At 65.6% G+C, this 12,564-nt stretch carries 13 protein-coding genes; 7 read left to right on the top strand and 6 right to left on the bottom strand.

The annotated features are described in order from the left end of the window. The first annotated feature begins 5 nt into the window (after positions 1–5). Positions 6–884 carry a cytochrome c gene (locus tag BLQ71_RS00595; RefSeq protein WP_043139786.1) on the top strand — a complete coding sequence of 293 codons (879 nt, stop codon included), beginning with the start codon at positions 6–8 and terminating at the stop codon, positions 882–884. A 309-nt stretch (positions 885–1,193) separates the two neighbouring features. Here the strand turns inward: BLQ71_RS00595 and lipA are convergent, their stop codons facing one another. Both lipA and BLQ71_RS00585 read right to left on the bottom strand, forming a co-directional pair. Next, on the bottom strand, positions 1,194–2,141 hold the full coding sequence (gene lipA, locus BLQ71_RS00590) for a lipoyl synthase (protein WP_043139788.1): 948 nt from the start codon (positions 2,139–2,141) through the stop codon (positions 1,194–1,196). A gap of 224 nt (positions 2,142–2,365) precedes the next feature. Continuing rightward, positions 2,366–3,481 (bottom strand): DUF6456 domain-containing protein, encoded by a 1,116-nt coding sequence (locus BLQ71_RS00585; protein ID WP_052244382.1) that lies wholly within the window; start codon positions 3,479–3,481, stop codon positions 2,366–2,368. Between the two features lie 237 nt (positions 3,482–3,718). Between BLQ71_RS00585 and BLQ71_RS00580 the strand changes: the two genes are divergently transcribed. Further along, positions 3,719–4,006, top strand: coding sequence for a DUF6477 family protein (locus tag BLQ71_RS00580; RefSeq protein WP_074620344.1), 288 nt, complete (start codon positions 3,719–3,721; stop codon positions 4,004–4,006). Positions 4,007–4,034: 28 nt separating this feature from the next. Here the strand turns inward: BLQ71_RS00580 and BLQ71_RS00575 are convergent, their stop codons facing one another. After that, positions 4,035–5,579, bottom strand: coding sequence for a trimethylamine methyltransferase family protein (locus BLQ71_RS00575; RefSeq protein WP_074620343.1), 1,545 nt, complete (start codon positions 5,577–5,579; stop codon positions 4,035–4,037). 367 nt (positions 5,580–5,946) lie between these two features. On the opposite strand from BLQ71_RS00575, the gene BLQ71_RS00570 reads away from it, so the two are divergent. Next, the gene (locus BLQ71_RS00570) at positions 5,947–7,197 is read left to right on the top strand and encodes an OmpP1/FadL family transporter (RefSeq protein ID WP_074620667.1); all 1,251 of its coding nucleotides are present in this window, start codon (positions 5,947–5,949) and stop codon (positions 7,195–7,197) included. Between the two features lie 16 nt (positions 7,198–7,213). Here BLQ71_RS00570 and BLQ71_RS00565 read toward each other — a convergent pair whose 3' ends face one another. Both BLQ71_RS00565 and BLQ71_RS00560 read right to left on the bottom strand, forming a co-directional pair. Then, a complete protein-coding gene (locus BLQ71_RS00565) occupies positions 7,214–7,525 on the bottom strand; it encodes a Lin0512 family protein (RefSeq protein ID WP_083342101.1) in 312 nt (103 codons plus the stop codon). Next, positions 7,522–7,863 (bottom strand): Lin0512 family protein, encoded by a 342-nt coding sequence (locus tag BLQ71_RS00560; RefSeq protein WP_074620341.1) that lies wholly within the window; start codon positions 7,861–7,863, stop codon positions 7,522–7,524. The genes BLQ71_RS00565 and BLQ71_RS00560 overlap by 4 nt, the downstream gene beginning before the upstream one ends. Before the next feature lie 135 nt (positions 7,864–7,998). Between BLQ71_RS00560 and BLQ71_RS00555 the strand changes: the two genes are divergently transcribed. Next, positions 7,999–8,697, top strand: a complete 699-nt coding sequence (locus tag BLQ71_RS00555) for a DUF2270 domain-containing protein (RefSeq protein ID WP_052244384.1) — start codon at positions 7,999–8,001, stop codon at positions 8,695–8,697. A 78-nt stretch (positions 8,698–8,775) separates the two neighbouring features. Here the strand turns inward: BLQ71_RS00555 and BLQ71_RS00550 are convergent, their stop codons facing one another. Then, positions 8,776–8,955, bottom strand: a complete 180-nt coding sequence (locus tag BLQ71_RS00550; protein WP_043139801.1) for a hypothetical protein — start codon at positions 8,953–8,955, stop codon at positions 8,776–8,778. A 160-nt stretch (positions 8,956–9,115) separates the two neighbouring features. Here BLQ71_RS00550 and BLQ71_RS00545 point away from each other — a divergent pair, with 160 nt between their 5' ends. Genes BLQ71_RS00545 through BLQ71_RS00535 form a run of 3 tightly spaced genes read left to right on the top strand, consistent with a single transcriptional unit; the run spans position 9,116 to position 12,540 of the window. Continuing rightward, on the top strand, positions 9,116–10,291 hold the full coding sequence (locus BLQ71_RS00545; RefSeq protein WP_074620340.1) for an alpha/beta hydrolase: 1,176 nt from the start codon (positions 9,116–9,118) through the stop codon (positions 10,289–10,291). A 42-nt stretch (positions 10,292–10,333) separates the two neighbouring features. Further along, complete coding sequence (guaA, locus tag BLQ71_RS00540; RefSeq protein WP_043140068.1) at positions 10,334–11,902, top strand: glutamine-hydrolyzing GMP synthase; 1,569 nt, start codon at positions 10,334–10,336, stop codon at positions 11,900–11,902. Further along, positions 11,899–12,540, top strand: coding sequence for a YdcF family protein (locus BLQ71_RS00535; RefSeq protein ID WP_074620339.1), 642 nt, complete (start codon positions 11,899–11,901; stop codon positions 12,538–12,540). Before guaA ends, BLQ71_RS00535 begins: the two co-directional genes overlap by 4 nt. Positions 12,541–12,564 lie beyond the last annotated feature (24 nt).

Below are 12,564 nucleotides of genomic sequence, written 5' to 3'. Positions count from 1 at the left end.
CCGCGGTGCGCAGCTTTCTGAAACTTCTGGTCCTGGCGGCGATTGTCGGCGCCGGGATCGGCCTGTGGGTGACAGCCCCCAACCGCGTGGACGCGGCCCGTTTCGACGGGCTGACCGGCGATGCCGCGCGCGGCGAGACGGTGTTCACCGCGGCGGGCTGTGCCTCGTGCCACCATGCCAAGGGGTCCGAGGACAAGCTGCTGCTGACTGGCGGAATGGAATTCGTGTCGGATTTCGGCACCTTCTATGCCCCAAACATCTCGCCCCATCCCGAGGCGGGCATCGGCGGCTGGAGCTTCGAGGATTTCGCCAATGCGGTGACGCGCGGCGTGTCCCCGGAAGGTCAGCACTATTACCCTGCCTTCCCCTATACCGCCTACACCAAGATGCAGGACCAGGACCTGAGCGATCTCTGGGCCTACATGCAGACACTGGACCCCAGCGACGTGGCCAGCAAGCCGCATGACGTGGGTTTTCCCTTCAACATCCGCCGCTCCGTCGGCGGCTGGAAGTTCCTCTTCATGTCGGATGACTACGTGATCGAGGCCGCGGACAACGAGCGTGGCCGCTATCTCGTGGAAACGCTGGCCCACTGTGCCGAATGCCACACCCCGCGTAACCCGCTGGGGGCGCTGGACAAGGCCCGGTGGATGGGCGGCGCGCCGAACCCCTCGGGGAGCGGTACGATCCCCGCGCTGACACCGGACAAGCTGGACTGGTCCGCAGCCGACGTGGCCTATTACCTCGAATCGGGCTTCACCCCGAGTTTCGACGCGGTGGGGGGCCACATGGCCGAGGTGGTCGAAAACTTCGCCGCTCTTCCGGCAGAAGACCGCGAGGCGGTGGCCGCCTACATCAAGGCCCTGCCGCCCCTGGACGAATGACCCCGGTCAATTGATCCCGGGCTGAACCCGCGCGCCGGGTTCAGCCGCCTTCCCCGCCTTCCCCAAACGCATCAGCCACCGCGCCGCGGGGATGCAGCTATTGTGCTTGGGGCGGGTGCGCCGGCCTGTCAGGGGGCGAAACAGGCGAGGGAGGGAACCGGGGAGAAAGCCGGCTTTCACTTTGGTGAGTCCCGAGCCGAGCGACACCTGCCAAATGGCGTGCAAAGAAACGAAAGCGTCAGGCATCCAAGGGCGGATTCAGCCTGCGGCAGCAGGCCTTTGGAGCACGCCCCAGTCACGCCCAGTGCCTCAGTTGGCGAGGCGCGCCTCGCGGGCCGCGCGCAGCCGCGCGAAATCGTCCCCGGCATGATAAGAGGAGCGCGTCAGCGGCGTCGCCGAGACCATGAGGAAGCCCTTACCATAGGCGGCTTTCTCGTAGTTGGCGAATTCCTCGGGGGTCACGAAACGGTCGACACGGTGGTGTTTGGGCGTGGGCTGCAGGTATTGGCCAATGGTCAGGAAATCCACGTCCGCCGCGCGCATGTCATCCATGATCTGGGTGACCGCCTGCCGGTCCTCGCCCAGGCCGACCATGATGCCCGACTTGGTAAAGATCGACGGGTCGATCTCCTTGACCCGCTGCAACAGGCGCAAGCTGTGGAAATAGCGCGCGCCGGGACGCACGGTCGGATAGAGGCCTGGCACGGTTTCCAGGTTGTGGTTGAAGACGTCGGGCCGCGCGGCCACCACGATCTCCAGCGCCTCTGGGCCGCATTTCAGGAAATCCGGCGTCAGGATCTCGATCGTGGTGCCGGGGGCCCGATGGCGCACGGCGCGGATCGTCTGGGCAAAATGCTCGGCCCCGCCATCGTCCAGGTCGTCGCGGTCGACCGAGGTGATGACGACGTGGTTCAGGCCCAGTTTCTGCACCGCATCCGCCACGCGGCCCGGCTCGAACACGTCGAGGTCATCGGGCCGCCCGGTGGCGACGTTGCAGAAGGTGCAGCCGCGGGTGCAGATCTCTCCCATGATCATCATGGTGGCGTGGCCCTGGTTCCAGCATTCGCCCGCGTTGGGACAGCCCGCCTCTTCGCAGACGGTGACAAGGTTGTGCTCGCGCATGATCCGGCGCGTCTCGGCATAGCCTTTGCCGCCGGGCGCCTTGACCCGGATCCACTCCGGTTTCTTGGGCTGCGCATTGTCCGGGCGATGTGCCTTCTCCGGGTGGCGTTCGGCGGGCATTTTGAGATCGCGCACGGAAATTTCCCCTCATGTGGCAAGGACCTTACCCTTACTACCGTAATGCAGGGGGCGTTTCCAGAGTACCCGGCCGCAGTCCCTGCGGCCTATCCCCGATGTTAACGATTTCCCCCTGCACCTTTCCCCGGTGTTTCAAAAGCTTAGGCCCCGGAGCGGCGTGATGCCGCCCCGGGGCCATGCAAGAGGTGTCTGTCGGGGTTGCCCTGGGGGCAGAGCTTGCGTCAGCGGATCAGGTCACCGCCCCCCTTGCTGCGCTCCTCGTAGTGGCGGCGCAGACGCTGCAGCGCGATGCGCAGCACGATCTTGCCCGACCGGGCCGACCAGCCCAGCCGTTTTTCCGTGGTCTCCAGCCCTTCGAGATAGCAGCAGCAGCGCAGCGCCACGTCCCCAAGGCCGGGGCCCAGGTCGCGCAGTGCCGCCTGCAGGCGGGCCTGCGCGGCTGCGGAGCCGCTGTCCTCCTGCCCGCCGGGGGCCGTGACAACACCGGCGGTCAGGAACTGGTCCCAGTTCTGCGCCGTGCGCGGCCCCATCTGGGCCAGCTCGAAATCCTCGCGCAGACGTTCGCCCGCGGCGATGAGTTCGTCGGACAGGAAGGGTTCGCCATCCTTGCTCCGGCGCCGCCCCAGGGCGGTCAGCGGGCTTTCGGCCAGCATGTAGCGCCCCTTGCGGGCCCGCGGATCTCGCTCGACCTCGTCCAGCGCGGCCTCGGCGTCGCGCCCGGTCTCGAACCCGGCCTGGGCCTCGGCAAAGCCGCGCACACGGCTTTCCTGTTCGGCGACAAGGCGGTTGAGCGCCGCGCGCCCCGCCGAGGTGATGCGATAGCGAGAGATCCGCCCCGGCGCATCGCAGCCGATCCAGTCCTTGAGCGCCATCGCCTGGGCAACGGCAACATCCACCACGGCGGTGCGCGTGCTGCCGCCATCGCCGGTGTCGCGCACGACCACGGCCTTGTCCATCTCGACCGCAACGGCCAGCACTGCGCCGCTTTCGCACAATCGGCGCAGCACGCGCCGTGCCTCGCGGGCGAGCGTGGCCTCGTCCGGCGGCGTGGGTGTCATGGCAGCGTTCATCGGGTCCGTGTCCTTTCTGGTCTCTTGTGCCGGATCCGTTTCCCCGGCAGCCCCCAGGTTGCACAAAGCCGCATCAACCAAAGGATCGTCCCTGCGGGTCTCGATCCTGCGCACCTGTCGCAGGACGGTCGACGCGTGGCACCCAGCTTGCCGCGCGAGTTCCCGGATCGAGCACCCCTGTTCGGTATGCGCAAGGTAGACGCGCGCCGCATCGGGCACCCAGTTCGGCAGATGATCCGCCGGGATGTCGAGCCGCGCGTCACGCATGGGCGCATACTGAAAGAGGGGTAATTTCCACAGACTTATCCCCAGTGGCAACTTGAGCAACCTAAACGTGTGTTCCTTACTGGACAGTTAACGGAACACCGCAAAAGTGATTGTTTATAAGAAAGTTAAACTAGTTCTGAACTCTGCGTTCGGACCGTACGCCCCGCACGCAACACTCGCCGAAGCTGTGCATAGTCAGCCGGTATTCGCATGACGCGAACTGCATGGAGCGAGACGATGAAAGACATTCTTGGTTTGCTGAACGACCTGCGCCGCCCGCGGCTGCTGATCCGCGCGGCGCGCATCGGGGCTCAGGATTATCGGCGCAATCCGCACCTCAACCGTCTGCTGGGATATGGCGCCCTGCCCCGCTCCGGTGCCGCGCTGATGCGGCTGGTCGAGATCGAGGCGGAACTGAACGAGCGGCGCCATGCCGATGACGCCGCCTATTCGGTCAGCCGCCATGTCGAGGTGCTGACCGCGATGATGGGCGAGGCCCGTATCCTGCGCGAGGCGGCCTACTGAGGCCGCCCGCAATCTTTCAGCCCGACCCTCAGGAGAAGGCGTCGGGCATCGAGGCCTTGCGCTCTGCCACGTAGGCGTTGAGCGCCTCGTTGATCGAGGGATCGAGCATCGGCTGCTGGTAGGTATCCAGAAGCTTCTGCACCCGGGCGGTCGCAAGGGCGACGGTGTCGCGGGCGCCTTCCTCGGACCAGGTTTCGTAGGGTTTGTAGTCGAAGACCTCGGAGCGCCAGAAGGCGGTCTTGAAGTTGGCCTGCGTATGCGCGCAGCCCAGGTAGTGACCGCCCGGACCGACCTCGCGGATCGCATCCATCGCCAGCGTGTCCTCGTTCACCGTCACACCCTGCGCCATCTTGTGCAGCGTGCCCAGCTGGTCGGCATCCATCACGAACTTCTCGAACGAGGCGACTAGCCCGCCTTCGAGCCAGCCGCAGGAATGCAGCATGAAGTTCACGCCGGACAAGAGGCCCATGTTCAGCGAATTCGCCGTCTCGTAGGCCGCCTGTGCATCGGGCAGTTTCGAGCCGCAGAACGACCCGGCCGACCGGAACGGCAGCCTCAGGCGCCGCGCCAGCTGCCCGGCGCCATAAGTGACCTGCGACGCTTCCGGCGTACCGAAGGTCGGCGCTCCGGAGTTCATGTCGATGGAAGTCACGAAGGCGCCCATGATGACCGGCGCGCCCGGACGTACCAGCTGCGAATAGGCCACGCCCGCCAGCGTTTCCGCCAGCACCTGCACCAGCGTGCCCGCGACCGAAACCGGCGCCATCGCACCACCCACGATGAACGGAGAGATGATGCAGGCCTGGTTGTTGGCCGCGTAGATTTCCAGAGCGCCCATCATCACGTCGTCGAAGGTCAGCGGCGAGTTGATGTTGATGAGCGAGGTCATCACCGTGTTTTCCTGCACGAATTCCTTGCCGAACAGGATGCCTGCCATGTCCACGCTGTCCTGCGCGCGGCTGGGTTCGGTCACGGACCCCATGAAGGGCTTGTCCGACAGGGTCATATGCGCCAGCAGCATGTCCAGGTGACGCTTGTTCACCGGCACGTCGGTGGGTTCGCAGACGGTGCCGCCGGAATGGTGCAGCCATTTGCACATCTGGCCCAGCTTCACGAACTTGCGGAAATCCTCGATCGTGGCGTAGCGGCGGCCACCGTCGGCGTCACGCACGAAGGGCGGGCCGTAGACCGGGGCCAGGACCAGGCTGTTGCCGCCGATCTCGACGGATTTGGCCGGGTTGCGGGCGTGCTGGGTGAACCGCGACGGTGCGGTCTTGACCAGCTCGCGCGCAAGGCCGCGCGGAATGCGCACGCGCTCGCCGTCGATATTGGCGCCAGCGGCCCGCCAACGCTCCAGCGCCGCGGGGTTCTGTACGAAGTTGACGCCGACTTCTTCGAGCACCGTTTCGGCGTGCTCTTCGATCATCTCCAGAGCGGCTTCGTCCAGCAGCTCCATGTTGGGGATGTTTCGCTCGATGTAACGAGCGGTCTCCACCTGGACCGAGGTCCGTTCCGCGCGGCGTGCGGCACCGCCGCCACCTCTGGACCGTTTGCGCGCTGCTGCTTCTGCCATCTGTTTCAGCCCTCGTCTGCGGGAGCGGAGCCGTCATCGGCCCGCCGGATCATTCCCCGTTCTAACGCTTCGCGCAGGGGGTCCATCGGTCTTTTCCGGCAGGTGCGGGGAAAAAGCGACATTCCTCCACCGGTCTTTGCCATGCGGGCGGCCCCTTGCCCCTGCCCGCCGGGAATCGGACCGCTGGAGGGACGATCCCGATTTGATGACCCGGAGAATAATATTTGGTGACAAGTTACATTCCGAATGCTTAATATCAAAACTACGGAATACAAAATCCGGCCTGCAACGACGGGGCGGACAAACCAAATCCAAAGCAGGCCGGACAGCGGTCGCTGACAAGGGAGGGACACCCGGGATGGTGCTCATGAAACTGCGCGGCCTCACGGCCGGCGCACTGGTTCTCTGCGGGTTGGGCACAGGCCCGGCAGAAGCCACGAACGGCTATTTCGCAAACGGATTCGGAGGCGCCTCCAAAGGGATGGCCGGGGCTGGTGTCGCGGTGCCTTCGGGCGTCCTTGGCCTGGCGCAGAACCCTGCGATGGGCCACAAGGTCGGCAACATGGCCGGTCTATGCCTGACAAGCTTTCTACCCGACCGCTCGGTCGAGATCGCGCCGGGCGGCCCACTGACCCCCGGCACCCACAAAAGCCGAAACGACTATTTCCTGATCCCCTGCGGCGGCGCAAACTGGGTGCTGAACGACCGACTGACCTTCGGCGCATTTCTGTTTGGGAACGGGGGGATGAACACCGAGTACGGGACAAACTTCTTTGCCGGGTTCGGCGCCGGATCCGAACCGCTGGGGGTAAACCTCGAACAGGCCTTCATCAGCCTCAACCTGTCCTACAAACTGTCCGACCAGGTGACGGTTGGCGTCTCGCCGATCCTGGCGGTGCAGCGGTTCAGTGCCACGGGGCTGGAGGCGTTTTCCTTCATGTCGACCGCGCCGGGCAATGTCACCAACCGAGGCGACGACTGGTCCCACGGATGGGGCGCGAACCTGGGCATCCTCTGGGAACCGGGCAACGGGCTGGCGTTCGGCGCCTCCTACCGGACGCGAATCGAGATGCAGAAGTTCGACAAGTATGCTGGACTTTTCGCCGAACAAGGCGGTTTCGACATCCCTGCCTCGGCCACCATCGGCCTGGCCTACACGCCGCAAACCGCGCCGAAATGGACTTTTACGGGCGAGTATCAGCGCATTTTCTACGGCGACATTCCGGCCATCTCGAACCCGAATGCACCGCCGCAAGGGCCGCTAGGGGCCGACAACGGGATCGGATTCGGCTGGACGGACATGGACATCTGGCGCGTCGCTGCCATCTATCGGCACAATGAGACATGGACCTTTCGCGGCGGGATCAGCCATGCCAGCGCCTTCGCCGAAGGCAAGAACGCGGTCATGAACAGCCTGACCCCGGCCACGCCGCAATGGCATGCCTCGCTGGGCGCCTCGTACCGGTTCAACGACCGCTGGGGCGTCACCGGGTCCTGGACACATGCCTTTGACAACAGCATCAAGGGCACCAACCCGGCGCTGACCGGCGTGCCGCAAGAGGTCCGCGCCCGCATGTCCCAGAACGAGATCGCCCTGGGCCTGACCTACCGCTGGTAGACCGGGTCACCTGCTGTCAGGCCGCCGGCCCCAGCGGAAAGACCTCGATCGCCGCGCTGACCATGACCAGCGCGGCGCCCCCCGGTTGCGGCACGGACATTCCGCCGGGCACCACGCGCACCTCGACCTCAGCGGCGCCGAAGGCCCGGTTCACCCCGCTGGTGTCCAGCTCCGCTGCCTCGGGCACACCCAGGGTGACATGCACCGCGCAATCCACATCCACATGCAGGACCGCACGCGCCTGCGCCGAGGCGATGGCGCGCTCTGCGGCCAGTCCGGCGGATTCGCCCACGCCCATGCCCATCTGCACGATCAATCGCTGTCTCATGGTGCCACCTCCGCAAAGGAGAGGGTCAGCGCGGCCAGCGCCATGACGGTGGGATTGCCCTGTCCTTCGGGGCGCGGCACGTCCAGTCCGCCAAAGACCACCTCGATCTGCGCCTCGCCGTAGGGAAAGACCTTTTGCAGTTCGGCCCGGTCCACGAGGTCGGGCTGTTGTACCGCCACGCGCACCGCCAACCGCATCTCTGACTTCTCGCGACCCAGCCATTCGGCGGCGTTGATCGAGGCCTTCCACAACAGATCGCGCAGCGCCCGGGCCGAGGCCTCGGTGTAATCGCCCCGCCTGAGCGAGGTGCCCAGGCCGAATTCCGTCAATACCTGCATGTGCCCTCCATCCCGTCGGTTGCCCCAGAGGAGCCAGACCACCGAGCCGGGGTCAAGCGGCGAAACGGCGATGCGACTTTGACCTCTGCGCAGAGACGCGGCAGAGTGAACGAAAAAGGAAAGGAATCCGGCATCATGGGAGGAGAGGCCGCAGCAGAGGCGCCCGAGCTGGAGCGCAAGACGCTGAGTTCATCCGAGATCACCGCAGTTGCCCATCTTTACCGGGGCGAGGTCTATCGCAGCACGATCTGGCGCACCCGGCTGGACACGACAACCAACTGGGCGGTGGTGACGCTGGGCGTCGCGCTGTCGATCTCTTTCTCGGCACCGGGGGCCTCACCCCTGCCGCTGGTGCTGGTGGGTGTCCTGATCCTGCTGTTCCTGATGCTGGAGGCGCGGCGCTACCGCTACTTCAACGTCTGGCGCGCGCGCTGCCGCTGGATGGAACAGCATTTCTACGCCCCCATGCTGGACGATGGCGACCTGCACCTGGAAGAAAACTGGCAGAAGACGCTGGCCGCCGACTACCTGCGGCCCACCTATCACGTCACGTTGATGACCGCCGTGGGACGCCGAATCCGCTCGAACTACCTGTGGATCCTGCTGATCCAGTCACTGGCCTTTGCCGGGAAACTGGCGGTGCATCCGACTCCGGTGAAAACCTGGGACGAGGCGGTGTCTCGCGCCGATGTCGGGCCCGTGGCGGGTGAGGTCCTGATCGTGGCCGGCGTCCTTTATGTCGCCGCAGCGGCGGGCATGGCGCTTTGGTCCTGGCAGTCGGACGTGAAGCGGGGCCGGCAGCGCGGGCGCGTCAAATCTCATTCGATGGGCTGAACAAGGTGCCCCACGCACCGGAGAAGGGACATCCCCTTTTCGGCACGCGGGGCCGGGCCTGACGGCTGGCCGGGCGCGTCAGGCCGGGACACCACCAAACAACCGGGCAAAGCCACGGCGACGGTGGGGTTTGGCGGGTTCAGGCGAAAACATGGCATGGGCCGCCTGCGAGCGCATGTGGCGACCGCGCGCCATGTAATAGGCCGTGTCGATGGAACCGTCGGGGCGGGTGCGGATCTTGGTGTCCTGCTGGGTCATTGTCTGTCTCCGGGTCTGGGATGGCATGACCTCATCTGACCTGATCACGGCCCGCCGCGCTTGAAGACGGTCTTGTCCTTGTCTTGTGAAATCCTTGTCATTCCCCCTGCCCTTGCGAAAACCTTTGCCAATGGCGCCGGGATTGCCGGAAACTGGTCGCATGATCCTGAGATTCAACAACTGCGCGCTCGACCTTGACCGCCGGACATTGGTCCGGGGCACGCAGGAAGTGCACCTGGAGCCGCAGGTCTTTGACCTGCTGGCGCATATGGCACAGTCCGGCGGAAGAGTGGTGCCCAAGGACGAGCTGGTCGAGGTGGTCTGGAAAGGCCTTGCCGTCTCGGATGCGACCATCGCGGCACGGATCAGCGCAGCGCGGGCAGCCGTGGGCGATTCCGGCAAGGAACAGGGCGTTCTGCGCACGATACCACGGCGCGGCCTGTCCTTTGTGGCCGAATTGCGGGACGTCCCCTTGGCCGCGGATCCCCCCACGACCACCCCGACCGAGGTCGCCTATGCCCTGTCGCAGGACGGCAGCGCCATCGCCTGGAGCCTGACCGGCGACGGCCCGCCCCTGATGCGAATCGGGCATTGGCTGTCGCACCTCGAACTGGACCGGGGCGGCACCGTCTGGGGACCGCTGATCGACCGTCTGTCACAGCGTCACCAGCTTTTGCGGTATGACCTGCGCGGCACAGGACTGTCGGCGCGGGATGCGCCGCTGACCGGCATCGACGTCTTTGCCGAGGACATGGCGGCGGTGGCCGATGCCGCCGGGTTCGACCATTTCGACCTCTTCGCCGCCTCGCAGGCCGCGCCGGTTGCCATCCGCTTCGCCGCGCGCTGGCCCGACAGGGTGCGGCGCATGGTGATCGTCGGCGGCTACGTTCAGGGCCGCGTGCACCGCGCCGCCGGGACCGAAGACGTGGACGAAGAGACCATCCTCGCCATGATCCGGGCAGGCTGGGGCAAGGCCGACAGCCCTTTCATGCAGGCCTTTTCCACGCTCTTCGCACCGGACGCCACGCGTGAACAGCGTGACGAACTGGTGCGGATGCAACTGTCCAGCGCCAGCCCCGAGACCGCCGTCACCCTGCGCCAGGTCATCGACCGTTTCGACGTGACCGAGGACCTGTCCCGCGTCGACGTCCCCGCGCTGATCTTTCATGCCGAACAGGATGCCATCCACCCCCTCAGCCAGGGCTTAAAACTGGCCGCGCATCTGAAAGGGGCGCAATTCGTCCGGCTGGACAGCCGCAGTCACATGCTCTTGCCGCAGGACCCGGCGTGGGAACAGGTCCTTACCCGGACAGAGGCCTTTCTGGCCGAAGGCTGACAGCGCGATTGCACTTTTCCGCGGCCCTGCCTAATGGAAGGCATGACCGAGACCCAGCACGACCGCCTCCTCATCATCGACTTTGGCAGCCAGGTGACGCAGCTGATCGCGCGCCGCCTGCGTGAGCTGAATGTCTATTGCGAAATCCACCCTTACCAGAACGTCACCGAGGCCTTCCTGGCCGACTTCGCGCCGAAAGCGGTGATCTTCTCGGGCGGGCCCGATTCGGTGACCCGAGAGGGCAGCCCACGCCCGCCGAAAGGCGTCTATGACCTGGGCGTGCCGATCCTGGGCATCTGTTATGGCCAGCAGGTCATGATGCAGGACCTTGGCGGCAAGGTCGTGGCCGGCGAAGGCACCGCCGAGTTCGGTCGCGCCTATGTCGTTCCCGGCGAAACCCGGATCGATATGTTGAACGGCTGGTTCATGGATGGGTCGGGCCGCGAGCAGGTCTGGATGAGCCACGGAGACCACGTCTCGGAAATCGCGCCGGGCTTTGCGGTCTACGGCACCTCGCCGGGGGCGCCCTTTGCGATCACGGCGGATGTCGCGCGCAATTTCTACGCGGTGCAGTTCCACCCCGAGGTGCACCACACGCCCAACGGCAAGACGCTGTACGAGAATTTCGTGCGCGCCGCCGGGTTCAAGGGCGACTGGACGATGGGCGCCTACCGCGAAGAAGCCATCGCCAAGATCCGCGAACAGGTGGGCGACGCCAAGGTGATCTGCGCGCTTTCGGGCGGTGTCGACAGTTCGGTCGCGGCGGCGCTGCTGCACGAGGCGATTGGCGAACAGCTGACCTGCGTCTTTGTCGACCACGGGTTGCTGCGCCTGCACGAGGCAGAGGAAGTCGTGGGCATGTTCCGCGACCACATGAACCTGCAGGTGATCCACGCGCAGGAACAGGACCTGTTCCTTGGTGAGCTGGAGGGCGTCAGCGACCCCGAGGTCAAGCGCAAGACCATCGGCAAGCTCTTTATCGACGTGTTCCAGAAATACGCCGACCAGATCGACGGCGCCGAGTACCTGGCGCAGGGCACGCTGTATCCGGACGTGATCGAAAGCGTGTCGTTCAGCGGCGGCCCCTCCGTGACGATCAAATCGCACCACAACGTCGGTGGCCTGCCGGAAAAGATGGGGCTGAAACTGGTCGAACCGCTGCGCGAACTGTTCAAGGACGAGGTCCGCGCGCTGGGGCATGAGCTGGGCCTGCCCGCCTCTTTCATCGGCCGCCACCCCTTCCCCGGCCCCGGTCTGGCGATCCGCTGCCCCGGAGAGATCACCCGCGAAAAGCTGGAGATCCTGCGCAAGGCGGATGCGATCTATATCGACCAGATCCGCAAGCACGGCCTTTACGACGAGATCTGGCAGGCCTTCGTGGCGATCCTGCCTGTCCGCACCGTGGGCGTGATGGGCGATGGGCGCACCTATGACTATGCCTGCGCCCTGCGCGCGGTCACATCGGTTGACGGAATGACGGCGGATTACTACCCGTTCAGCCATGAGTTCCTGGGCGAAACCGCCACCCGGATCATTAACGAGGTCAAGGGCATCAACCGCTGCACCTATGACATCACCTCGAAACCCCCGGGCACGATCGAGTGGGAATGACACGACTGCTGCGTTGGCTGGTCCGCGCGGCGGTCATCTATACCCTTGCCTGCGTGGCGCTGACACTGGGCTCGCTGCTGCTGACCCCGGCCTGCAGCAGCGTCGACCGTTCGTATGACATCGCAGTTGTCCTCGGCGGCGGCGACGAACAGCGCAAGGCAGTGCAGGACGCGGAAACAGGCCGCGTCCATTCAGCGGTGCGCCTCTACCAGCGCGGGCTTGTCAAGCACCTGCACCTGACCGGCGGCGGACCCGATGGCCGCAGCAGCAATGCCACCCTGCTGGCCCGCCTTGCCCGGGAAAAAGGCCTGCCAGATACGGCCCTCAGCCTGGAATCCCGTTCTCTGTCGACCTTGCAGAACGCCCTGTTCTCGCGCCCGTCCCTACCACCCGACGCCGACCTGATCGTGGTGACAGAGGCATTTCACGCCTGGCGTGCCAAGGCTTCTTTCTTCTGGGCCGGGCGGCCCGCGGCGATCTGCGCCAGCCCAGAACCCGGCCGGCGCCTGCCCCACCGGGCCCTCTTTCTGGCGCGGGAGGTTGCGGCCTGGGGCGTCAACATCCTGCGCGCCGGGGCCTGGTCGCTGGGCCGCGCGATGGGTCTGGAAAACCAACTGCCCGAGGTCCTGCTGATCTGATCGGGCCGACATCTGCCCCTTGGA

Source organism: Antarctobacter albus (assembly GCF_900101505.1).
GTDB classification, from domain to species: domain Bacteria; phylum Pseudomonadota; class Alphaproteobacteria; order Rhodobacterales; family Rhodobacteraceae; genus Antarctobacter; species Antarctobacter albus.
This window is presented reverse-complemented; position numbering and strand designations above follow the sequence as displayed.